This window comes from Halorubrum sp. AD140 (assembly GCF_034497445.1).
In the GTDB taxonomy this organism is placed as follows: domain Archaea; phylum Halobacteriota; class Halobacteria; order Halobacteriales; family Haloferacaceae; genus Halorubrum.
The window spans coordinates 1-21,189 of sequence record NZ_JAXRUU010000055.1; the positions used below are offsets into that span (position 1 = coordinate 1).

22 protein-coding genes are annotated in these 21,189 nt (G+C 71.2%); 11 read left to right on the plus strand and 11 right to left on the minus strand.

What is annotated here, in order from left to right; genetic code table 11:
- Nucleotides 1–408 (plus strand): inorganic diphosphatase (locus U4E84_RS12865; RefSeq protein WP_322532499.1); only part of this gene is annotated, 408 nt, incomplete at its 5' end.
- A 216-nt stretch (nt 409–624) separates the two neighbouring features.
- On the opposite strand, the gene U4E84_RS12870 is transcribed toward U4E84_RS12865, so the two are convergent.
- From U4E84_RS12870 to U4E84_RS12880, 3 genes are all read right to left on the minus strand, one after another.
- A complete protein-coding gene (locus U4E84_RS12870) occupies nt 625–1,422 on the minus strand; it encodes a transcriptional regulator (protein ID WP_322532501.1) in 798 nt (265 codons plus the stop codon).
- A gap of 75 nt (nt 1,423–1,497) precedes the next feature.
- The gene (locus U4E84_RS12875; RefSeq protein WP_322532502.1) at nt 1,498–1,746 is read right to left on the minus strand and encodes a hypothetical protein; all 249 of its coding nucleotides are present in this window, start codon (nt 1,744–1,746) and stop codon (nt 1,498–1,500) included.
- A gap of 71 nt (nt 1,747–1,817) precedes the next feature.
- Nucleotides 1,818–3,164, minus strand: a complete 1,347-nt coding sequence (locus U4E84_RS12880; protein ID WP_322532503.1) for an MFS transporter — start codon at nt 3,162–3,164, stop codon at nt 1,818–1,820.
- Between the two features lie 175 nt (nt 3,165–3,339).
- Here U4E84_RS12880 and U4E84_RS12885 point away from each other — a divergent pair, with 175 nt between their 5' ends.
- The gene (locus tag U4E84_RS12885; protein WP_255212561.1) at nt 3,340–3,471 is read left to right on the plus strand and encodes a hypothetical protein; all 132 of its coding nucleotides are present in this window, start codon (nt 3,340–3,342) and stop codon (nt 3,469–3,471) included.
- Here U4E84_RS12885 and U4E84_RS12890 read toward each other — a convergent pair whose 3' ends face one another.
- Nucleotides 3,472–5,592 carry a caspase family protein gene (locus tag U4E84_RS12890; RefSeq protein ID WP_322532504.1) on the minus strand — a complete coding sequence of 707 codons (2,121 nt, stop codon included), beginning with the start codon at nt 5,590–5,592 and terminating at the stop codon, nt 3,472–3,474. It lies immediately after the preceding gene.
- 160 nt (nt 5,593–5,752) lie between these two features.
- Here U4E84_RS12890 and U4E84_RS12895 point away from each other — a divergent pair, with 160 nt between their 5' ends.
- From U4E84_RS12895 to U4E84_RS12905, 3 genes are all read left to right on the plus strand, one after another.
- Nucleotides 5,753–6,709: a succinylglutamate desuccinylase/aspartoacylase family protein gene (locus U4E84_RS12895; protein ID WP_322532505.1), complete on the plus strand. Its 957-nt coding sequence runs from the start codon at nt 5,753–5,755 to the stop codon at nt 6,707–6,709.
- On the plus strand, nt 6,709–7,911 hold the full coding sequence (locus U4E84_RS12900) for a threonine synthase (RefSeq protein WP_322532506.1): 1,203 nt from the start codon (nt 6,709–6,711) through the stop codon (nt 7,909–7,911). Before U4E84_RS12895 ends, U4E84_RS12900 begins: the two co-directional genes overlap by 1 nt.
- 75 nt (nt 7,912–7,986) lie before the next feature.
- A complete protein-coding gene (locus U4E84_RS12905) occupies nt 7,987–8,892 on the plus strand; it encodes a ketopantoate reductase family protein (RefSeq protein ID WP_322532507.1) in 906 nt (301 codons plus the stop codon).
- Between the two features lie 55 nt (nt 8,893–8,947).
- On the opposite strand, the gene U4E84_RS12910 is transcribed toward U4E84_RS12905, so the two are convergent.
- Entirely contained in the window at nt 8,948–9,169 is a 222-nt protein-coding gene (locus U4E84_RS12910; RefSeq protein ID WP_322532508.1) for a hypothetical protein, read from the minus strand.
- Nucleotides 9,170–9,511: 342 nt separating this feature from the next.
- On the opposite strand from U4E84_RS12910, the gene U4E84_RS12915 reads away from it, so the two are divergent.
- From U4E84_RS12915 to U4E84_RS12925, 3 genes are read left to right on the plus strand one after another with little or no spacing between them, the layout of a single operon-like run.
- Nucleotides 9,512–10,360, plus strand: a complete 849-nt coding sequence (locus U4E84_RS12915) for a CBS domain-containing protein (protein ID WP_322532509.1) — start codon at nt 9,512–9,514, stop codon at nt 10,358–10,360.
- Nucleotides 10,360–12,144, plus strand: a complete 1,785-nt coding sequence (gene glyS, locus U4E84_RS12920; protein WP_322532510.1) for a glycine--tRNA ligase — start codon at nt 10,360–10,362, stop codon at nt 12,142–12,144. The genes U4E84_RS12915 and glyS overlap by 1 nt, the downstream gene beginning before the upstream one ends.
- A gap of 1 nt (nt 12,145) precedes the next feature.
- On the plus strand, nt 12,146–12,763 hold the full coding sequence (locus tag U4E84_RS12925) for a dolichol kinase (protein WP_322532511.1): 618 nt from the start codon (nt 12,146–12,148) through the stop codon (nt 12,761–12,763).
- A 72-nt stretch (nt 12,764–12,835) separates the two neighbouring features.
- On the opposite strand, the gene U4E84_RS12930 is transcribed toward U4E84_RS12925, so the two are convergent.
- From U4E84_RS12930 to U4E84_RS12945, 4 genes are all read right to left on the minus strand, one after another.
- Entirely contained in the window at nt 12,836–13,819 is a 984-nt protein-coding gene (locus tag U4E84_RS12930; protein WP_322532512.1) for a replication factor C small subunit, read from the minus strand.
- Nucleotides 13,820–13,896: 77 nt separating this feature from the next.
- Nucleotides 13,897–14,844, minus strand: a complete 948-nt coding sequence (locus U4E84_RS12935; protein ID WP_322532513.1) for an electron transfer flavoprotein subunit alpha/FixB family protein — start codon at nt 14,842–14,844, stop codon at nt 13,897–13,899.
- Complete coding sequence (locus U4E84_RS12940; protein WP_322532514.1) at nt 14,844–15,632, minus strand: electron transfer flavoprotein subunit beta/FixA family protein; 789 nt, start codon at nt 15,630–15,632, stop codon at nt 14,844–14,846. Before U4E84_RS12940 ends, U4E84_RS12935 begins: the two co-directional genes overlap by 1 nt.
- Nucleotides 15,633–15,745: 113 nt before the next feature.
- Complete coding sequence (locus U4E84_RS12945; protein WP_322532515.1) at nt 15,746–17,083, minus strand: hypothetical protein; 1,338 nt, start codon at nt 17,081–17,083, stop codon at nt 15,746–15,748.
- Between the two features lie 178 nt (nt 17,084–17,261).
- Here U4E84_RS12945 and U4E84_RS12950 point away from each other — a divergent pair, with 178 nt between their 5' ends.
- Complete coding sequence (locus U4E84_RS12950; RefSeq protein WP_322532516.1) at nt 17,262–18,566, plus strand: hypothetical protein; 1,305 nt, start codon at nt 17,262–17,264, stop codon at nt 18,564–18,566.
- An 86-nt stretch (nt 18,567–18,652) separates the two neighbouring features.
- Nucleotides 18,653–19,246, plus strand: a complete 594-nt coding sequence (locus U4E84_RS12955; RefSeq protein WP_322532517.1) for a type IV pilin N-terminal domain-containing protein — start codon at nt 18,653–18,655, stop codon at nt 19,244–19,246.
- 41 nt (nt 19,247–19,287) lie between these two features.
- Here the strand turns inward: U4E84_RS12955 and U4E84_RS12960 are convergent, their stop codons facing one another.
- The gene (locus U4E84_RS12960) at nt 19,288–19,911 is read right to left on the minus strand and encodes a methyltransferase domain-containing protein (protein ID WP_322532518.1); all 624 of its coding nucleotides are present in this window, start codon (nt 19,909–19,911) and stop codon (nt 19,288–19,290) included.
- 119 nt (nt 19,912–20,030) lie between these two features.
- Between U4E84_RS12960 and U4E84_RS12965 the strand changes: the two genes are divergently transcribed.
- Entirely contained in the window at nt 20,031–20,861 is an 831-nt protein-coding gene (locus U4E84_RS12965; protein ID WP_322532519.1) for a DUF6663 family protein, read from the plus strand.
- Between the two features lie 22 nt (nt 20,862–20,883).
- Here U4E84_RS12965 and U4E84_RS12970 read toward each other — a convergent pair.
- On the minus strand, nt 20,884–21,189 hold a 306-nt coding region (locus tag U4E84_RS12970), incomplete at its 5' end, for an NAD(P)-dependent oxidoreductase (protein ID WP_322532520.1).

Genomic DNA, 21,189 nt, shown 5'->3' on the forward strand with positions numbered 1-21,189 from the left:
CTCGACCGCGTGCTCCACTCGAACGTCCACTACCCGTACGACTACGGGTTCATCCCGCAGTCGTACTACGACGACGGCGACCCGTTCGACGTGATGGTGCTCGTCGAGGATCAGACGTTCCCCGGCTGCGTCGTCGAGGCGCGCCCCGTCGCGCTGATGCGGATGGACGACGACGGCGAGCAGGACGACAAGGTGATCGCGGTGCCCACCGAGGACCCCCGCTTCGACCACATCGAGGACCTCGAGGACATCTCCCAGCAGATCCGCGACGAGATAGACGAGTTCTTCTCGACGTACAAGAACCTCGAGGCCGGCAAGGAGGTCGAGACCCTCGGATGGGAGGACAAGGCGACCGCGAAAGACGCGATCGAACACGCGCAGGACCTGTACGCCGACGAATTCCAATAACTACAGAACATCCGTCCCGCGCGACGGATGCGTTATGCACATGGGTAATTTTTAGTGGGCGTGTCGTCTACGATCGAGCGGAGCCATGAGCGCCAGCACCCCGTCCGTCGGGATCGACCACCCGACGGTGGTCCCCGTCAACTTCGATCCGGAGCGCCGTGACGACGAGCACGCGGCCGACTCCGACGACTCGACCGAGGCGTAGCCCGAGCCGAGTCAGGCCTCCTCGACGACCGCCGACAGGCGTCGAGCGTCGGCCACGAGCGACTCGAACCTGTCGTCGACCCACTCGGTCACGATCGGCTCCGTCGACTCGAACACGCACCGCGGGTTGTTCCGCCGGTCGTACGCCGTCACGCAGGCGACGTCGTCGCGCTTGAACAGCCCGTACTCGATGGGCTCGGGCGAGACGTAGACGGTCGCGTCGTCGTCGTCGAGCGCCCGGTCGGTCGCCGGTCCGAACTCGGAGACCGACGTCTCGGCGACGTCGCGGTCGATGACGAGCTCGACCTCCGCGCCGGCGTCGAGCGCCGCGGCGGCCGCTCGGTTGAACTGCTGGATGACGATCGGCGAGACCGCGCGGATCTCGGCGTCGCGGCCCTCTCGGAGGAGTTCGGTGAGCCGGTCGACAGCCGCGAGCGGGTTCCGGTCCGTCGCGACCGTCAGTTCGCCGGCGTCGAGCGCCTCCGGGGGGAGCCCGGCGTCCACGCGCTCGAGGTCGGCGGCGAACCTCCCGTAGCGATCGGCCAGCGCCACCTCGTCCAGCAGGGTCTCGTACGCCTCGTGGACGCGTTTTCCCGTCGGCGTCACGCGGTACGCGGCGTCGCGCTTGACGACCCAGTCGCGCTCGCGGAACCCCCCGAGGATCCGCTGGACCGTCGTCCGGGTCGCGTCGACCGCGTCCGTCAGGTCCGCCGGGCGTCGCGGCTCCCGACGGAGCGTCCGGAGGATCGAGACCCGGACCGGCGAGCCGGCGAGATACTGCGCGCCGTCGTGTCCGTCGTCGGCCGTCATCGTGTGGCCGGTGGGTACGAGTACCGCACGCTTAATCGTACCGCGTCACGGCCGACACCACCGGTTGCGTCGACGTCACGGCCGGTGCTGGAACGAGACGACGGTGCCGATGGTGTCCTCCCCGTCGATCGTCTCCGTGCTCACGGTGACGCCGACGACGGCGTCGGCGCCGAGCGCCTCCTCGATCACGGCGCGAAGCGCGTCGGGGTCGGCTCCCTCCTGGAGGACCGGAACGCGCACCTGCTGTCGGTTGACGGCGACGTCGCCGAGGTCGTAGTCGGTGTGTTCGAACGCGTCCCGTATCGCGGCGACGATGTCGGTCATGTCGGCACCTCGGTCGCGGGGGATGAAAAAACGGCGGGACGCGCCGACGGGCGCGACGAGCCCCGTACCTCCTACGCGTACGCGTCGTACTCCGTACCGAACGCCGCGAAGTACGCGACGCCGACGAGTCCGATCGCGCTCGCGAGTCCGAACGCGAACGTGGGGCTCCCGGCGAACGCGAGACCGGTCGTCGGCACCGAGAACCCGCCGTAGATCAGCCCGCCGAGCGCCGCGCTCGGGATGACGACCGCGTTGCGGAGGAGGTAGTACGAGCCGGAGACGCGCCCGCCCGTGTCGCGCTCGGCGGGCCCGACGATGAGCGCCTTGTGCGCGGGGAGGCCGGCGAACCGCAGCCCCGAGAACGCGAACAGCGCGACGACGAGCGGCGCGGTCAGGGGCGTGTCGGCTGGGACGCTGATGAGGAGCGCGGGGAAGACCGCGTACACCAGGAACCCGAGCGCGACGACCGGTTTGAGCCCGACGGACTCGGCGGCCCGCGCCGCGGGCGGCATGGAGACGAGCGCGACCAGCATCTCGACGGCGAGCAGGACGCCGAAGAACGCCGCCGGCGACAGCGAGACGGGACCGACGTCGAGCCCGACCTCCAGGAACCGCGTGATCACGATGACGAAGAAGACGTACACCATCCCGTTCGCGAAGCGCACGAGGGTGTCGCCGACGAGCAGCGGTCGGAGCTCCGGCGGGAGGTTTCGGAGGTCGTCGACGACCTCACGGACCCCCTCGAACTCCTTGCCCAGCGAGTCCTCGCTCGCGTCGTAGAGGACGTGTTGGAGCGCGGTCGCGACGACCGCGAACAGGAGCGCCACCGCGAGCACGTACTGGAAGGCGACGGTGAACCCCGCGACCGACTGGATGATCCCCGCCGCGATCAGCGGGCCGACCAGGAAGGCCGTCCGGCGGAACACCTCGGTGCTCGCGAACCCGCGCGCCAGCCGCTCCGGCGGCACGGCCTGCTTGACGACCGCGAACGTCGCGCCGAGGCCGAACGACTTCCACGCCTGCGCGAGGAAGAGCCCGACGAAGATCCAGATCCACGGCTCCAGGACGACGCCCCACACCGTCACGGTCCCGAGGGCCGGCGCGACGAGCCACACCGCGAATCCGAGGCTCGACAGCAGGCCGAACAGCGTGAGCGCGACCCGCGACCCGATCCGGTCGGAGAGCCGTCCGCCGGGGTACGGGTACACCGCGCCGATGACGTTGCCGACGGTTCCGAACATCCCGACGACGAACGCGCTCGCGCCCAGCGCCGACAGGTACTCCGGCACGTACCGGTTCGTCATCTGGAAGCCGAGGCTGAACGCGAACATCGCGAGCGACAGCACGAGCACGTCTCGGCGCAGCGAGAAGAACTGCCGGAACGGGTCGAGGAGGTCGACGTCGTCCGTCTCGCCCATGTCGGTCCCTCCGCCGAAACCGGCTTCAAGGTGCCGGTGTAACACCTACGCGGTTGACCGAGGCTCGCCCCGTCCGGCGCCGAGAATTTATTTACTTATTCTGAACGTTCAAATATCTCAAAACGATTGCCGCAGAACAACGTCCAATTTAATTACATGCGATATCTGATGTAATATGCACGAAAGTGTTGCAGACTACGTGGCAGAGCACCCGAAGATGGCTGGCGTCCTGTTCACCGCGCTCCTCCTGCTGACGCAGGCGGCGCCCGCGTCGGCAGGTGTACTTTCATCGACTGCTGGGCCGTAATCAATCGAACTCATCGCTCCAGACGAGTCCCGATTCGGTAAAGACCGGCACTACCTCAAGGCCGAGGAAATTCTTTAGCTGTGACTCGGTGGTGTCGCGCAGATCGATGTCTCCCGGAACATAGTGGTTGGACGAAGCCGATGCAATGGTTGGCGTCGTCAGCGTTCCGGAGCCGTAGGGGCCGTTCGGATACGCCTTGATCGAGATATCCCACGGCGGCCCCTCGTGGCGTACCTCGATGACTGCGGCCGCTCCGCTCTCGCTCTGACAGATGGTCGTCCCGCCGTCACCGACGACAATGTATTGGTGGCCGGTTATCAACTCCCGCTTCGCGACGTGGAGCGCGGTGCGGAGGTTGAAGCCGCTGTTCATCAGGCGGGCGATGATGCGGCCGAGCTGGGTCGCCGGCGAGTTCGCGACGTCGGACAGGGTGACGATGCCGCCGCGGGAGCCGCGGTGGACGAGCGCCTCGCCCTGCTGGTAGGACTGGCAGGCGTTGAGCAGGAAGGCGCTGACGCCGACGTCGAGGTCCTCGTCCGTGAGGTCGAGGTAGTCGTCGGTACACTGCATCCCGCGATCGTCGACGTGGCCGACGTAGTGGAGGAAGTCGACGTCGGACCGGAGCGCCTCGCGCATCTCCGCGCGGGTGAGGTCGTGGCGCACCTCAATGTCGAACTGGACCATGTCGCGGAGGCCGTACAGGTCCGCGACCTCGCCCTCCTCGCGCATCTGTTCGTCGTTGCAGACGACGAGCACCGAGATCCGCGACTGCTCGACCTGGCCGGCCTCCAGCCGGCGGAGGTACGCGTCGAGAGTGGCCTTGTTCGCGTCGAGCGGAACGCCCTCGCCGACCCACGCGTGCTCGACGGTGTCGACCGGGTCGGGCCGCACGAAGTCGGCGTCGGCCGGGACCGCCCCGCGGTCGGCCGAGGCGTCGGCGCCGCGGACGGGCTCGGTTCCCGTTCCGCCGCGGACGAACTCGTCCGGAGCGAGGGGGACCGCCCCGGGCGAGTTCGCCGCGGCGCCCGGACCGCGGAAGAGCCCGACGCCGCCCCCCTCGCCCGCGGCCACCGGGGTGGCCGTCTCGGGCGACCGAACGATCGACAGCTCCCCGGCGACGAACGGGAGCATCTCGACGTTCTCGGCGTCGGGTCGCACGTCGGTCGTCAGCGTCCACTGCGGGAGCTCCGGCTCGACGCGCTCGAAGGGGACCGAGAAGTACTCGCCGAGCCGCTCCGCGAGCGGCAGGTCGTACAGCCGACCCCAGTCGAGGTCGAGGGCGGTCGTCTCGCGCTCGTGGAGGTCGACCGGGTAGAACCCCTCTGTTCGAGCGAGGCAGTCGAAGTGGAACGACTGCCGGAGCACCTCGGCGGCCCGGCGCTCGAAGTCGGGTTCCAGCGAGTACGTCCAGCCGTCTCCCTCGATCCTGGGGAAATCTCCGGGGACCACGTCGGCCGCGAAGTAGTACGCCAGCGAGACCACGGGGTAGAGGAAGCGGTACTCGGGGGGGACCACGATCCGGATCCCGGAGTCCGGCGGCTCGATCCGCTCCGGCACGCGGAGCTCGTCGCCCGGCTCGATCAGGGGCGGGTGACCGCGGAGGGTCGGGAACGACCGCTCCGGACTCGTCGTCTGGAGCGCGGAGCCGAGCAGCGACACGGCCTCCATCAGTGACTCGGGGTCGGTGGGCGTCTCGATGGTGCCCGCGGGAACCTGGTGGAGCGACCGGAAGCCGAGCGCGACCTCGGCGGGGGCGTCGAGGTCTATCCGGGTGGTCCGGTCCGTCGTCCTCACCGCGAACCCCGCCTCGAAGGAGAGATACAGCTTGGTCGGCGCGGGGTCGATCCCGACGTGGTACGCACCGTCGGGCATGCGGTAAGAGTCCCCGCGGGTGAGCAGCGTTCCGTCGCTGGCGCGCGTCTCGACGATGGTGATCCGCGGGATCTCGACCGACGCGGTCTCGACCGCGACGCTTGCGTCGACGGGGAAGTAGTGAGCGTCCGCGGAACCCGCGACCGGCTCGACCGCCCGGTCGGTGTACACCTCGAACTGGGTGTTCTCGATGTGGTCCGTGACCGTGAGTCCGGCGTCGTCCGTCAGCGGCTCGATGTCGATGCTCATGTGCTGGGGACCGCGTCCGACCGGCGGCGAGTGTGACCGGAGACGGGTCGGCGGACGCGGTCGTCGATACCGGTCTCTCGACCGAGACGGCGATAAAGCTTGTGTCGGGGAATCGCCGCGGACCGAACGGATAAAGGGGCGGCCGGCCCACGTTCGCGTAATGATCACGCTTGGAACGGCCCGCGCCCCGCCGGGTGAGACGGACACGGGCCGTCTCGAAGTGGGCGAGACGCGGGACGGGAGCCCCGTCCGGCTCCCGGTCGCCGTCGTCAACGGCGCGTCGGACGGGGAGACGCTGTACGTGCAGGCGGTCAGCGACGGCGACGAACTCAACGGGCTGGGGGTCGTCAACCGCGTCGTCCCGCGGGTCGATCCGACCGAGCTGTCCGGCGCGCTCCTCGTCGTCGGCATCGTCAACTACTTCGGCTTTCAGGTCGCGGAGCACCGCAACCCGATCGACGACCGGAAGATGAACCGCGGGTACCCCGGCGACGAGGACGGGACGACCAGCGAGCGGATAGCCCACGCGACGTTCCAGGCGGCGAAGCGCGCGGACATCATTCTCGACCTCCACCAGGGGTCGACCAGTCGGATGATAAACGAGACGCGGGTGCGGTGCGGGCTTCGCCACCACCTCCACGGCGACTGCCTGGAGCTGGCGAAGGTGTTCGGCTGCGGGCACGTCCTCGACATCAAGGGGCCCGACGGACAGCTCGCGCGGGCCGGCCCGGAGCACGGGATCCCGACGATCGACCCGGAGCTCGGCGGCGCCGTCGGCTGGGAAGAGGAGTCGATTCGATACGGCGTCGAGGGCGTGTTCAACGTGCTCCGTCACTACGGCTTCCTCGACGGCGACGTCGACCTCGAACGACAGGTTCGGGCGCGCGGGTTCGACCAGTACGGCTCGCCCGCCGGCGGGCTCGTTCGGTTCAAGCGGGACCTCGGCGAGCGCGTCTCCGCGGAAGACGCCCTCTTCGAGGTGACCGACACCTTCGGCGGGCTGAAGGCGCGCGTGACCGCCGACGACGACGGGGTCTTCTGGCGCACCCGGCGTCTCCCACAGGTCGCCGCGGGCGAGTACGTCTGCTCGGTCGGCACCAACGTCGACCGGTACTGATGAGTCCGCGACGGCTCTCCTGCGCCGAGTGCGGCGCGGCCCTGACCGACCGGTGGCGCTGCGAGTGCGGCGCCCCTCTGGACTTCGCCGACCCGCCGATCCCGGACCGACCGGCGCCGGAGCCGACAGGGGGAGAGGCGCTCGACACTCGCGACGGCCTGTGGGCGTTCGACGAACTCCTCGCCGTCGGCGACGACCCCGCCGACCGGGTGACGCTGGGCGAGGGGATGACGCCGCTCGTCGACGCGGACCGGGCGCCGAGCGGCGACGACAGCGACGACGGCGGTCCGGGAGGCGACGCCGTTCCGTGGAACGCCGGCTTCAAGCTGGAGTACGTCTTCCCCACCGGCTCGTTCAAGGACCGGGGCGCGACGACGACGCTCACCCGCGCCCGCGAGCTCGGCGTCGAGCGCGTCGTCGAGGACTCCTCCGGCAACGCCGGCGCGGCGATCGCGACGTACGCGGCCCGCGCCGGGGTCGACGCCGCGGTGTACGTCCCGGCCGACGCCAAGGAGTCGAAGCTCCGCGCGATCCGCCGCGCGGGCGCCGAGACGGTCCGAATCGAGGGGAGCCGCGCTGACGTGACGGCGGCGTGCGTCGCGGCGCTCGGCGGGGGCGGCGAGGGCGGAGCGGACGGCGGCTCCGGTGGCTCCGCGTGGTACGCCAGCCACGCTTGGAACCCCGCGTTCTTCGAGGGCACTGCCACCGTCGCCTACGAGATCGCCGCTCAGCGCGGCTGGGACGCCCCCGACGCGGTCGTGACGCCGCTCGGCCACGGCACCCTGTTTCTCGGCGCGTACCGGGGATTCCGCCGGCTCGAACGCGCCGGCTGGATCGACGCCGTCCCGCGGCTGTTCGGCGCGCAGGCGGCCGGGGTCGCGCCGATCGTCCGGGAGCTGCACGGCCCCGACGCGGCCGACCCCGACGGACGCGTCAACGACGCCGCCGACGGGATCCAGATCGCGGAGCCGGTGCGGAAGCGGAAGGTCCTCGACGCCGTCGCCGAGACCGACGGCGACGCCCTCGCAGTAACCGAGTCGGCGGCAGAGCGCGAGCTCGACCGGCTCCACCGGGCGGGATTCTACACCGAGCCGACCTGCGCCGTCGCCCCGGCCGCGCTCCGGGAACTCCGCGAGCGCGGGGACCTCGCGCCCGACGACGACGTCGTCGTCCCCTTGACCGGCAGCGGACTGAAGGGGTGATCGCGCCGGCGGGCCGGTGACCGGACCCCCGGAGCCACCGTCACGCCTTTTCAGTTGCGTCGCCTCTGACCGCCCATGGAAGTCCTCGTCTACGGTGCCGGGGCGCTCGGCAGCCTCGTCGGCGGGCTGTTGGCGCGGGTCCACGACGTCACGCTCGTCGGCCGCGACCCGCACATGCGTCGGATCCGGGAGGACGGGCTCCGGATCGACGGCGAGGTCGCCGCCCGCGTCCGTCCGCGGGCGCTCACCGACGGGACGCACCGGTCGGCGGACCTCGCCCTCGTCACGACGAAAGCGTACGACACGGACGCGGCCGCGCGGGCGCTCGCGACCGGCGAGTACGGGGCGGTGTGCTCGCTCCAGAACGGGTTCACCGAGGAGCGGCTCGTCGCCGCCCTCGACCCGACGGTGATCGCCGGCACCGCCAGCTACGGCGCTCGGCTCGCGGAGCCCGGGCGCGTGACGTGTACGGGGGTCGGCGAGGTCGTCGTCGGCGCGGTCTCCGGCGGTCCGAGCCCGCTCGCGGTGCGAGTCGCTGCTGCGTTCGACGAGGCGGGGATCGCGGCGACCGCCGCCGAGGACATGCCGCGCCGACGGTACGAGAAGCTCGCGGTCAACGCGGGGATCAACGGCCCGTCGGCGCTCGCGCGGATCCCGAACGGGGAGACGCTCGACGGGCCGAGCGGCGAGGTGGCCCGCGAGGCGGCGCGCGAGGTGGCCAGAGTTGCGCGGGCCGACGGCGTCGGTCTCGACGAGGAGGAGGCGGTCGCCGCCGTCGAGCGCGTCGCCGACGACACCGCCGCCAACCGCTCGTCCATGTGTGAGGACGTCGCTGCCGGGCGCCGGACCGAGGTGGACGCGATTTACGGGACGGTCACCGACCGCGCCGATCGGTTCGGCGCGTCGGCGCCGACGTGTCGGACGATCGCGTCGCTGATCCGCGCGTGGGAGCTCGGAGAAGGAGTCCGCGGGTCGGCGTGAAAAGGGCGATCCGCGGGTCGGGGTGCGAACCAGGGGCGTTCGGTCGGCTTCCGCCTCAGCACCACTCCTCGAGCACCGTCGCGTTGGCCTCGTCGACCGAGACCCACGCGTCCTCCCGCGACACGTCCGCGATCACCAGCTCCGGTCGCGACGCCGACGAGTCGATCGACGCCATGACGTCCGGCGAGTCGCCGGCGTCGAGCCTCGGGTCCGTCGGCAGCGCCGTCGGGCGGCGGTCGGGGTCCGGGTCGTCCCAAGGGGTGGAACTCCGTGACATGCTTGTGAATTGTTCACAGTAGGTATAAGCGTTGCGAACCGGCGACGGCCGCGGTCGGCGGATCGGCGGTTCGAGTGGACGGATCGGCGTGATATGCGCCGTTCGACCGTCGATCCTCCGGTGGTGCGTGCCGCTGAGCGTCAATCTGACGAACGAGTCGCCACGCTGTCGGGAGTTCGGCCCGGCGGGGGACGCGGCCGGCGGGGGTCGGGGTGGTGGGAGTCGGAGGACCTCGAGACCGTCTGGCCGGTGCCGATCGGGCCGGGCTCGGCGTCCGCGTCGCTCGCTGCGCCGTCGATCACCTTCGCAGTATACAAGAGGTGCCACGCTGAAAGACGGTGCATGAACGTATCAGACGCCATGACGCCGCGAGAGGATCTCGTCGTCGTCGAGATCCCGGGGAGCCGGAACGACGTGCTGGAGTACATCCGAGAGTACGGTTTCTCGTCGGTACCGGTCGTGAAAGACGTCGACGGCGACGAGGTGTACCGGGGGCTCGTCACTCGCGACGACCTCATCGAACAGCCGGACGAAGACCAGCTCGCGCTGCTGATGCGCGAGGTGCCGACGGTCGGTGCCGACGCCGACATCGTCGACGCGGCCGCCACGATGGTCGCCGAGGAGTCTCGCCGGCTCCCGGTCGTCGACGGCGAGGCGCTCGTCGGCATCATCACCGTCACCGACGTGGTGCGGGCGATCGCCCGCGGCGAGATCGACGGCGAGACGCCGGTCGGCACGCTCGCCACTCGGGCGGTCAACGCGACCCACACGGAGACGCCGCTGCCGGTCGCCGAGCGCGAGATCGGACTCGCGAACGTCCCGTACGCGGTCGTGCTCGACGACGACGCCGCGATCGCGGGCATCCTCACCGAGGTCGACGTGCTGGAGGTCGCCCGCGTCGTCGAGGGCGAGGCGAGCACGGGCGACTCCATCGCCGAGCAGGACTCCGAGTGGTCCTGGGAGGGGATCAAAGCGATCGGCGCGCGCTACCTCCCGACCCGGAACGTGGAGATCCCGGCGGAGGCCACGCGTCACTTCATGACCGAGGACCTGGTCACCGTCAGCGGCGCCCGGACGGCCAAGGAGGTCGCCCAGGAGCTCATCAGCAACGACATCGAGCAGGTGCCGCTCGTCAACGGCACCGACCTCGACGGCGTCGTCCGCGACGTGGACCTGCTGGAGGGGCTGTGATGGCCGCGGCCGACCTCGTCGAGCTGGCCAAGCGGCGCGGCTTCTTCTTCGGCTCGAACGGCGCGTACGGAGGCACCGCCGGCTTCTACACGTTCGGTCCGCAGGGCGCGGCGCTGAAGCGGAACCTGGAGGACGCCTGGCGCGACCGGTTCACCATCCGCGAGGGGAACCGCGAGATCGAGGCGCCGACGGTGATGCCGGAGGCCGTCTTCGAGGCGTCCGGCCACCTGGAGGGGTTCGACGACATGCTCGTCGAGTGTCCGGAGTGCGGCGAGTCGCACCGCGCCGACCACCTCGTGGAGGCCGTCACGGACGTCGAGGACGCCGAGGCGCTCCCCGGCGAGGAGGTGGAGGCCCTCATCGCCGACAACGACATCGCCTGTCCCGCCTGCGGCACCCCGCTCGCCGGCGCGGCGGTCGAGGCGTTCAACCTCATGTTCGCGACCGACATCGGGCCGGGCGACGGCCAGCCCGGCTACCTTCGGCCGGAGACGGCACAGGGGATCTTCGTCGAGTTCCCGCGGCTGAAGGAGTACGCCCGCGGCAACCTCCCGTTCGGCATCACCCAGATCGGCCCCGCCTACCGCAACGAGATCTCGCCGCGCGGCGGTCTCCTCCGGCTGCGCGAGTTCACGCAGGCCGAGTTGGAGCAGTTCATCGACCCCGAGTCCGACGAACCGCCGCTGCATCGCGTCCGCGACGTCGACGTCCGGCTGTATCCGGCCGCGGAACAGCAGGCGGAGGACGGCGGATACGTCGACACCACGGTCGGAGAGGCGGTCGACGACGGGACGATCGGCTCTCCGTGGGTCGGCTACTACCTCGGCGTCGCCCAGGAGTGGTACGAGCGGGTCGGCGTCGACACCGAGCGGTTCCGCTTCCGCCAGCACCTCGCCGGCGAGCGCGCCCACTACGCGGCCGACTGCTGGGACGCCGAGAGCGAGGTCGACGGCGACTGGATCGAGCTCGCCGGCTTCGCGTACCGCGGCGACTACGACCTCTCGAAACACGACGAGTACGGCGACGACGCGTTCACCGTGTTCAAGCGCTACGACGAGCCGAAGACGGTCGAGCGCGCGACGGTCGACCCCGACATGTCCGTCCTCGGCCCCGAGTTCGGCGCCGACGCCGGCGCGGTCGCGGAGGCGCTGGAGACGCTCGCCGAGCGCGACCCCGACGCCTTCGCCGGCGAGACGGTCTCGGTCGACGTGAACGGGGAAACGCGCGACGTCGACGTCGACGTCGCGGACTTCTCCGTCGAGGAGACCACCGAGAGCGGCGAGCACATCGTCCCGCACGTGGTCGAGCCCTCCTTCGGCGTGGGGCGGACGGTCCAGACCCTCCTCGCGCACGCGTACCGCGAGGACGTGGTCGACGGGGAGGAACGCACGTACCTCTCCTTGGCGCCGGAGATCGCGCCGCAGGACGCCGCGGTGTTCCCGCTGGTGACCAACGACGACCGCCTCGTCGAACTCGCGGACCGCGTCGCCGCCGACCTCCGGGCGGCCGGCCTCGCGGTCGCGTACGACGACTCCGGCTCGATCGGGCGGCGCTACCGCCGGCAGGACGAGGTCGGCACGCCGTTCTGCGTCACCGTCGACCGCGACGGGATCGAGGACGACGGTCCCGACACCGTCACCGTCCGCGAGCGCGACACGGCGGCCCAGGTCCGGGTCCCCGCCGACGACCTCGCCGACGAGCTGGCCGCGCTCCGCGCTGGCGGGTCGTTCGACGCGCTGTTGAACCGGTACGAGACCGTCGAGACAGACGTCGAGACCAACTGACGTGGCACTTCCCGCGACGGCCTGGCGCGAGCGCGTGGAGTTCGAGCGGCGGATAGTCCACTCGGGCGGCACGCTCTACCCGGTGCCGTACCTGCTCGGGTGGATCACGTGGACGGAGACGCGGTACCTCCTCGTGGCCGCGCTCGCCGTCGTCCTCTCGCTGGAGTTCCTCCGGCTCGTGGTCGGGCTCGACCACGCCCTCTACCGGAAGCTCACTCGGGAGTACGAGAGCGACGCGCTCGCCGGCTACGCGCTGTACCAGGTGAGCATGACCGGCGTGGTGCTCCTCTTGGAGCCGACCCTCGCGGTCCCCGCGATGTGGATGCTGTCGGTCGGCGACCCCGTCAGCGGGGCGCTCGCGGACAACGACGCGACCGAGGCGAAGCGGCCGGCCGCGTGGATCGCGATGTTCCTCGTCTGTTTCGGGCTCGCGGTCCCGTTCACGATCCCCGCGTTCGGCCCCGACGTGGGCGTCGTCGTCGCGGTCGCCGGTGCCGTCCCCGCCGCCGTCGCCGACGGCCTCCCGCCGATCGTCCGCGGCGTCGCCGTCGACGACAACCTCACCATCCCGCCTGCCGCCGCCGCCGGGATGCTCCTCGCGCTGGCGGTGCTCGGATAGGGCTGGACCGCGACCGCCGCGGCGCTCTGGTCGGCGTAGCGTGCGACCGACGCGACGGTTGCCGCGAGCGGCCTACTTCCCCACGGACAGCGACGCGAGCAGCGACTCCAGTTGCACCTGCTCGTTGGCGCCCTCGGCGATCCGGTAGTCGGCCTCGCCGATCCGCTCCATCAGCGCGACCGCCTCGCGCTCGCTCAGGTCGAACTCCCACACGGAGCGGTGGAGCTGGTCGATCACGTCGCCGCCGGCCATCCCCGTCTCCGTGAGCAGGGTGTCGAGGGTCGACCGCGCCTTCGCGAAGTCCCCGTTCAGCGCGTTCGTCACCATCGACTCGATCTCCTCCGGTCGGGCGGTCGCGGTGATCGCATACACCGCCTCCTCGTCGACGACGTCGCCGGTCGTCGCCGCCGCCTGCAGCGAGTTGATCGCGCGGCGCATGTCGCCGTCGGCCGCGTACACGAGGGCGTCGACGCCCGCGTCGGTCACCTCGATCCCCTCCGCCGCCGCGATCTCGCGGGTCTGGGCGGCGACCGCCGCGTCCGAGAGCGGCGAGAACCGGAAGACGGCGCAGCGCGACTGGATCGGGTCGATGATCTTCGACGAGTAGTTACACGAGAGGATGAAGCGGGTGTTGTCGGAGAACTGCTCCATCGTCCGGCGTAACGCTGACTGAGCGTCATCGGTGAGGCTGTCCGCCTCATCGAGGAACACGATCCGGAAGTCGCCGCCGAACGACGAGCGCGCGAACCCCTTGATCCGGTCGCGCACCACGTCGATGCCGCGCTGGTCGGAGGCGTTGAGCTCGAGGAAGTTGCCGCGCCAGTTGTCCTCGCCGTACACCTGTCTGGCGATGGCGGTGGCCGCGGTCGTCTTTCCCACGCCGGCAGGACCGCTGAAAAGAAGATGGGGGATGTCGTCTTGCTCGATGTAGCTCTGGAGCCGCTCGACGATCGCCTCCTGGCCGTGGATGTCGTCGAGCGTCTGCGGCCGGTACTTCTCGATCCAGATCTCCCGGCCGGTCGCGGTCGCAGCCGTCTGCTCGTCGGCCTCGCTCATGCCGGATCGGATGGTCGGCGGGGTGATAAACGAACCGAGAACGGGGCGCGGTCGGGTCGGCTTCTCTCCGGCGCCCCTCAGGCGAACTCGTCGATCAGCGCGGGCACCACGTCGAACAGGTCGCCGACGACGCCGTAGTCGGCGATGTCGAAGATCGGCGCGTTCGGGTCGGTGTTGACCGCGATTATCGTGTCCGACCCCTTCATGCCGGCGACGTGCTGGACCGCGCCGGAGATGCCGACGGCGATGTACACGTCGGGGGTGACGACCTTCCCGCTCTGTCCGACCTGTCGGTTCTTCGGGAGCCAGCCGTTGTCGACGATCGGCCGGGAGGCGGAGAGGGTCGCGCCGAGCGCGTCGGCGAGCTCCTCGACGAGCTCGAGGTTCTCCTCCTCCTCGATCCCGCGGCCGACCGAGACGAGCACGTCGGCGTCGGCGATGTCGACGTCGCCGCCGCCCACCTCCTCGAAGCCGGTGACGCGCGCGCCGGACTCGGGGTGATCGACCGCGACCGACTCGACCGCCGCGTCGCCGACGCCCTCCGCGGGCGCCCACTCGCCGCCACGGACCGTGAGCACGAACTCGTCGCCGGCGACGTCGACGGTCGTCTCCACCTTCGAGCCGTACATCTCGCGGGTGACCGTCAGGCCGTCGTCGTACTCGATGCCGATCGCGTCGGTCACCAGCGGCAGCCCGCGGTCCTCGGCCACGGCGGGGGCGTAGTCGAGCCCGTTGACCGAGTTCGGCGCGACGACCGCGCCGGCGTCCGTCCGGTCGAGCAGGGCCGCGACCGCCGCCTGGTAAACGTTGTGGTCGAACTCCTCGCCGTTCTCGACCGTGTGGATCGCGTCGACGCCCTCGCGGTTCAGGTACTCCGCGAACTGGTCGACGTCACCGGCGACGACGGCGACGTGGAGGTCGCCGCCCCGCGCGTCGGCGAGCTCGCGTCCGGCCGTGATCGCCTCGTAGGAGACGTCGCGGAGCTCTCCGCGCCGGTGTTCGGAGACGACGAGCACGTCCGACATCACGCGCCCACCCCCTTCTCCCGCAGCACCTCTGCGAGGCGACTCGCGGCCTCGCCGGCGCCGCCCTCGATGATCTCCGCGTCCGACTCGCTCTCGGGCTCGTACATCGACGTGATCGTCAGCGCGCTCTCGACGTCCTCGGCGGTCAGCCCGAGGTCGGCCAGTCCCGTCGCGTCGATCTCCTTGCGCTGGGCCTGCCGGATGCCGCGGAGGCTCGCGTACCGCGGCTCGTTGAGGCCGGTCTGGACGGTCAACACGGCGGGGAGGTCCACGTCGGTCAGCTCCTCGACGCCGCCCTCCAGCTCGCGGTGGACGTGGGCGACGCCCGCGTCGGCGTCGACCTCCAGGTCGTTCACGACCGCGGCGTGCTCGAAGCCGATCCGCTCGGCGAGCGCGACGCCGGTCGCGCCGAACCCGGTGTCCGCGGCCTGGACGCCACCGAGAACGAGGTCGGGCTCCTCCGCCTCGACGACGGCCTCGAACGTCGTCACCTTCGCGGCCACGTCGGCGAACCCCTCCTCGAAGGCGTCGTCCCAGACGCGGACCGCGCGGTCGGCGCCCTTCGCGAGCGCCATCCGGATCGTCTCCTCGGCGCGCTCCGGGCCGATGGTGACGGTGACGACCTCGTCGGCGATCCCGGCCTCGGCCAGCTGAACCGCCGCCTCGACCGCGTAGTCGTCCCACTCGTTGAGGTCGTACTCGAGGTCGGACGGGGCGATCTCGGACCCCTCGATCGCGAAGTCGTCGGCCGCCTCCGCGACCTCCTTGACGGTCACCAGAACTTTCATGATCGATACTCCGTCGCTCGCCCTGTAAGGGTTTTCGAAACGCGACACCGCACGCCAGGAGTTGACTCCGGACGAGTCGAGCCGGCTGGCTTCCCCGTGCTCGGAGCGAGGCCCTACCGTTCGCCGCGGTCGTCGCCGCCACGGTCCCCGTTGTGCCCCTCGGCCGCCCCGTCGCCGTGCCCTTGGTCCGCTTCGCCGTCCGGAATCGAGATCAGGTTCTCGCGGCCGAGTCGGAGCTTCTCGACGCGTTCCTCTTCGGCCATCGCCGACAGGAGCTGGGAGACCTTCGCGTCGGACCACCCGGTCTCCGCGACGATGTCCGCCTGTCGCATCCGGCCGCCGTTGTCCGCGAGGAGCCGCTCGACGCGCTCCTCGTCCGAGAGCAGCGAGAGGTCCGGTTCGGGCTCCGGGGCGCCGTCCTCGCCGTCGTGAGGCGAGCCGGCTGGCGGACTCTCTGGCTCGTCCGCCTCTCCGTCGACGGTCGCTCCGGCGCTCGCACCGTCGCCGTCCTCTCCGCCGTTCGGGCTGACCGCGGCGGCGCCGCCGCGGTCCAGCCGACGATAGCCGAGGACGCTCCCCGCGATGAGCAGCGCGGCGATCACGATCGCAGCGATGAGCAGCTCCCACGGCGGGCTGACCGCGCCGGTCGGCGCGTACACGACCGCGACTCGCTCGCCCTCCTCGAACGTCCGCGGTCCCTCGATGATCACGGCGTTGTCGCGAAGCGGGACGGTGGCGCCGGGCGTTCCGGTGACGGTGTACCCCTCCGGCGTCGCCACCTCCAGCGTCTGCTCCTCGCCGAGCGAGCGGAGCCACGTGCCGTTGTCGGGTGTCGTCAGCGCCTCGCCCAACACGAGGTTCTCTCCGTCGGTCTCGAGGAACTCCGTCCAGACGAACGTCAGCCGGAGTTCGCCGACCGCGGCCGTGTCGTCCTCGGCCACGTCGAACTCCGAGGGGTCCTCGTGGACGACCACCTCGCGGTCGACGTCTCGAATCCGCATCGTCCGGTCGACGTTCCGACTGGCCTCCCGGGCGAATCCTTCGAACAGCGCCGGGCCGGGGCCGACCTCGCCGTCCGCGAACTGCTCGCCGGCGGTCTCGAACGCCGCGGTCTCGGCCTCGTCGGCGAGCGCGTACCTGACGGACACCTCCCACCGCGCGTCGCGGTCCGGCGTCGGTTGAATCCGGATCTCCGTCGTCGAGGTCAGGTTGAACTCGTCGTCGATCTGTTCGACGGGGCCCGAAGTCGGCGAGCCGGTGGCCGAAGCCGTGAGCGGTTCGCCGATCGGCCGCTCGATCGACGGGCTCGCCGCGTCGTGTAGCGACGAGTCGCTGGAGGGTGACGTCGCGAGCGCGTCTCCGGCGATCGGCGCGCCGACGAGGGCGCCGACGCCCACGAGGGCGACGGCGACCAGCGCGACGAGGAGAGCGCGAGGCGGGGGGTTCCGCATGCACATCGGTGCTCTCATGCGCCGGGCAAAACGCTTTCCATAGTCGGTTTCGCCGCCGAGAGCGCGCTCGCACTCCCCCCGTCGTCCTCCGAGGCGCGACGCCACCGAGCCGCTTCGACCCCCGAGAGCCTCGTCCGTTGAGGTGGCTTTTTTATATCCGGAGCCGAATCCACGACCAATGAGGGCCCTCCCGGTCGCCGTCGCGATGCTGTTGTTGGTCGTGCCGATCGCGGGCGCGATGTCGCCCGGGGCGGCCGGCTCCGCGCCTCCGGCGTCGGTCGGAACCGACGCGACCGTCGCCGGCACCGGCGTGTCCGTCTTCGACGCGGCCGACGCCTCGCAGGCCTCCGACCCGCGCCAGGTCGACGAGTCGAACCTCACGTTCCGGACGCTCTCTTCGCCCCCCGACGCGGACGTGCGGATCGGGGGCGGCGCCCGCGGCGCGAACCTCGGCTCGTCGCTCTCCCTCTCCGTCGGGGACGCCGACGCGGCCGTCGAGACCGCGGCGGTCGTCGACCGGATCGAGAACGCCGAGACGAGCACGGAGCGGCAGCGGCTGATTCTCGCGGCGCTCAGCCGCGTCGAGCGCGACGAGGTGAGCCTCAACAGCCGGCAGTCGGAGGCGTTCCGAGCGCACGCGGACGGAGAGATCTCCGACCGCGAGCTCCTCGACGAGCTGGTCGCCGTCTCCGCCACCGCGCGAGAGTACGACGAGCGGCTCGACGAGATCGACGCGCTCGCGGAGGAGACCGACGGATTCAGCTCTCCGGCCCGGCTCGACGAGCTCCAGGTCGCGCTCCAGGTGTACGAGGGTCCCGTCCGGGACCTCGCGCTCGCGACCGCTCGCGGCGAGGTCTCCGCGGCGGAGATCCACGTCGAGTCGAGCTCGGAGTCGGTCACGCTGGCGGCGATCGTCGACGGCGAGTACGTCCGCGAGACGTTCCGCACGGACCGCTGGGACCGCGGCGGCGGCGCGATCAGCAACGACGAGGCGATCGAGTCGACGAAGGAGGCGTACCCCGAGACGGCGTCGCTCCGAGAGCCCGACGCGTTCGGGGCCGGGTCGGTCCAGCGGATCACCATTCCGCACGAGTACGGCCACCTCCGCGCGTTCGTCAGCGGCGGGACGGAGCAGGTGTTCGTCGAGCACCAGCGGCTCGACCTCGACGCGTTTCCCGACGCGGAGTCGGTCTCCCGGACCGGCGACGGCTTCAACGTCACCGTCGAGCGCAGCTACGTCGGCGGGCCGGTGACGGTCACCGTCCTCGACGAGGACACGGGCCAGCCCGTCCGCGACGTCACCGTCACGGAGAGCGTCGGCGACGGGGACAGTCAGTCGATCGGCACCACCGACGCCGACGGCGTCGTCCGCACGCTGTCGCCGGCGGAGTCGTATCGCATCACCGTCGTCGACGAGCCGCGCGTCGTCGTCGTCGACGACCTGGAGCCGACCGCGACGCCGCGGCTCGTCGACGACGAGTAGCGCGGGACCGCCGGAGCGTCGAACGACGGGCCCCGTTCCCGTCCGCGCGTCCCGACCCTTTTATCAGATGAAGGGGCATCCCCTCCGTGCAGATCCACCGCTCACCGTCGCAGTCGCGTCCGTCGTCTCGCTCCTCGACTGCGGCACGTCGCACGGACGGAACCGCCAGTTCGGCGACGGCCCGTCGTTCGACCCCGACCCGCCCCCCGTCGCCGGTCCGGCGCTCCGACCGCGCGCTCGCGCCGGTCGCCGGCGTGTTGCTGCTCGCGATCACCGTCGTCCTTGCCGGCGGCGTCGTGGGCGTCGCGATCGACTCGCCGCCCGACCCCGCTCCGACGGCGTCGCTCTCGCTGTCGGTGAGCGACGACCGGGTCACGGTCACGCACCGCGGGGGAGACGCCCTCGACGCGAGCGAGCTCGACGTGCGCGTTCGCGTCGACGGCGAGCCGCTCGCCCGTCAGCCGCCGGTGCCGTTCTTCTCGGCGGCGGGGTTCGAGCCCGGGCCGACCGGGGCGTTCAACGCCGCGAGCGACGACGACTGGCGCGCCGGCGGCTCGGCGTCCTTCCGGGTCGCGGGCACGAACGACCCCGGCATCGAGCCGGGCCGGACGGTCGTCGTCGAGGTCTCGGTCGAGGGGCGGCAGGTCGCGACGCTGGAGTCGACGGCGGACGCGGGGTGACGCGCCGTCGGGATCGGGGTGCGTTGCGGGCGCGACGAGGGCTACTGCTCGGGGACCCGAGCGACCGTCGTGATCGCCCGGGGGCTCTGCGGGCTCGCCCGCTGGATGTGGTGATCGAACGCCTCGTAGCCCGCCGCCTCGAACATCCGGTCGGCCTCGTCCTCGTCGTAGAAGAGCATGATCGCGTCGGCGACCCGCTGGAGGACGCGGTTGTGCGGGTAGTCGGGGCCGACGACGAGCACCTGCCCGCCCGGCTTCGCGACGCGACGGAGCTCCCGAAGCCCCTCGACGGGGTTCGGCCAGTACTCGATCGAGCCGGACGACCAGACGACGTCGAACGCGTCGTCGCGGAAGGGGAGTCGCTCCGCGTCGCCGCGGTAGAAGTGTACGCGGTCGTGCTTGCCGAACTTCTCGAACGCCTTTTCCATCTGGTGGACGCTCTGGTCGAGCCCGTGGACGTCCTCGGCGTGTTCGAGCAGCCCCTCGGTGCCGAACCCGGTGCCGCACCCCACGTCGAGCACCTTCGGGTCGTCGCCGAACTCCAGCCAGGAGAGCGCCTCCGTGCGCATCTCTTCGGTCCAGGTGAACCGGTTGACCCGGTCGTACACCTTCGAGAGGTACTTGTAGAACAGGCGGGCGTTCGACTTGTCCTCGAGGATCCCCATTTACCGTCGCGTTGGGTCGCCCGCCCCATAACGACACGGATCCGACACCGCGGGGCGGCGCGAGCGCCACCGACGCCCCGGTCCGACCCGCTTATCCGCCCGCCGACCGATCTCCGCGTATGGACCCGACGACGAGCGGCCGGTTCCGCGTGCACGAGCGCCGTCCGCGCCCGGACGTCGACGACGACCCCACTGTCGGTGACCTCGCCGGCGACGATCCCACCGTCGACGGCCCCGCCGACGCGCCGGAGGAGTTCGTCCTCGTCGAGCTCCCTGACAGGCCGATCGACCCGACGGCTCCCGACGCCGAGGACCAGTTCGAGCCCCTGTACGCGACCGCGGAGGGGTACGAGGGCGAGCTCGCCGAGCGCGTGGCGTCGCTGGAACCCGGCCACGTCGTCGACGCGACACTGGCGTGGGCGGACGCCTCGGCGCGGTTCGTCGACGTCGAGGTCGTCCGCGAGAGTCGGTTCCGCTTCGCCGACGGCGTCGAGGGGATGTTCCAGGCGGCCGTCGACGCGTGGCAGCGGCTCCGCGCCGAAGGCGAGGCGGTCGGCTCGGTCACGACCCGATCGAACGACGGCGAGCCGAACGGCGCGCTGTACCTGTTCGCCGACCCACCCGGCGGCGACACCTTCGCCGACCTCCGGGGCGGACGGCTCCCGATCGAGCCGCTGGTCGCCCGGGTCAACGACTCCCGCGGAGACGACGACCCGCGGGAGGTGTTCGTGTTGCGGCCCGCCGCCCACGACTTCGTCGCCGTCTACGTGGTCTTCGACCGCGGCGGCGTGCTCGCGCAGACCGTTCGGGACACGTACGACCTCGGTCCCGGGCTGGCGGCGGGGCTGGAGGCGGGGGAGTTCGAGGCGGCGACGGCGGACGACGGCAGGGCGGAAACGGACGACGAGACGGCCGACGGAGACGGATTCGACCCGCTCGACCGGCTCTGAGCCGTTCCGGTCGCGGCGGCTCTCACAGCCAGTCGGCGTCCGGGTCGACCCGCCCTTCCGGCGTCTCGCCGTTGAGGACGGCGGCGACGTCCTCGGCCCCGCTCCGGTTCAGGTCGTCTCTGGCCTCCTCGCTGTACCACGCCGCGTGCGGCGTGACGATCGTGTCGTCGCGACCGACGAGCGGGTCGTCCTCCGGGGGTTCCTCGGCGAGCACGTCGAGGCCCGCGCCCTTGATCGCCCCCGTGTCCAGCGCGTCGAGCAGGGCGTCGGCGTCGACGACCGGACCGCGGCTCACGTTGACGAGCACCGAGTCCTCCTCCAGCCGCGC

What these genes read in the sequence shown, in the direction of transcription:
- U4E84_RS12870 (WP_322532501.1), bottom strand. Translation starts at nt 1,422, where the DNA reads ATGACGGCCGACGACGGACACGACGGCGCGCAGTATCTCGCCGGCTCG.
- U4E84_RS12875 (WP_322532502.1), bottom strand. Translation starts at nt 1,746, where the DNA reads ATGACCGACATCGTCGCCGCGATACGGGACGCGTTCGAACACACCGAC.
- U4E84_RS12880 (WP_322532503.1), bottom strand. Translation starts at nt 3,164, where the DNA reads ATGGGCGAGACGGACGACGTCGACCTCCTCGACCCGTTCCGGCAGTTC.
- U4E84_RS12885 (WP_255212561.1), top strand. Translation starts at nt 3,340, where the DNA reads ATGCACGAAAGTGTTGCAGACTACGTGGCAGAGCACCCGAAGATGGCT.
- U4E84_RS12890 (WP_322532504.1), bottom strand. Translation starts at nt 5,592, where the DNA reads ATGAGCATCGACATCGAGCCGCTGACGGACGACGCCGGACTCACGGTC.
- U4E84_RS12895 (WP_322532505.1), top strand. Translation starts at nt 5,753, where the DNA reads ATGATCACGCTTGGAACGGCCCGCGCCCCGCCGGGTGAGACGGACACG.
- U4E84_RS12900 (WP_322532506.1), top strand. Translation starts at nt 6,709, where the DNA reads ATGAGTCCGCGACGGCTCTCCTGCGCCGAGTGCGGCGCGGCCCTGACC.
- U4E84_RS12905 (WP_322532507.1), top strand. Translation starts at nt 7,987, where the DNA reads ATGGAAGTCCTCGTCTACGGTGCCGGGGCGCTCGGCAGCCTCGTCGGC.
- U4E84_RS12910 (WP_322532508.1), bottom strand. Translation starts at nt 9,169, where the DNA reads ATGTCACGGAGTTCCACCCCTTGGGACGACCCGGACCCCGACCGCCGC.
- U4E84_RS12915 (WP_322532509.1), top strand. Translation starts at nt 9,512, where the DNA reads ATGAACGTATCAGACGCCATGACGCCGCGAGAGGATCTCGTCGTCGTC.
- glyS (WP_322532510.1), top strand. Translation starts at nt 10,360, where the DNA reads ATGGCCGCGGCCGACCTCGTCGAGCTGGCCAAGCGGCGCGGCTTCTTC.
- U4E84_RS12930 (WP_322532512.1), bottom strand. Translation starts at nt 13,819, where the DNA reads ATGAGCGAGGCCGACGAGCAGACGGCTGCGACCGCGACCGGCCGGGAG.
- U4E84_RS12935 (WP_322532513.1), bottom strand. Translation starts at nt 14,844, where the DNA reads ATGTCGGACGTGCTCGTCGTCTCCGAACACCGGCGCGGAGAGCTCCGC.
- U4E84_RS12940 (WP_322532514.1), bottom strand. Translation starts at nt 15,632, where the DNA reads ATGAAAGTTCTGGTGACCGTCAAGGAGGTCGCGGAGGCGGCCGACGAC.
- U4E84_RS12945 (WP_322532515.1), bottom strand. Translation starts at nt 17,083, where the DNA reads ATGCGGAACCCCCCGCCTCGCGCTCTCCTCGTCGCGCTGGTCGCCGTC.
- U4E84_RS12950 (WP_322532516.1), top strand. Translation starts at nt 17,262, where the DNA reads ATGAGGGCCCTCCCGGTCGCCGTCGCGATGCTGTTGTTGGTCGTGCCG.
- U4E84_RS12960 (WP_322532518.1), bottom strand. Translation starts at nt 19,911, where the DNA reads ATGGGGATCCTCGAGGACAAGTCGAACGCCCGCCTGTTCTACAAGTAC.
- U4E84_RS12965 (WP_322532519.1), top strand. Translation starts at nt 20,031, where the DNA reads ATGGACCCGACGACGAGCGGCCGGTTCCGCGTGCACGAGCGCCGTCCG.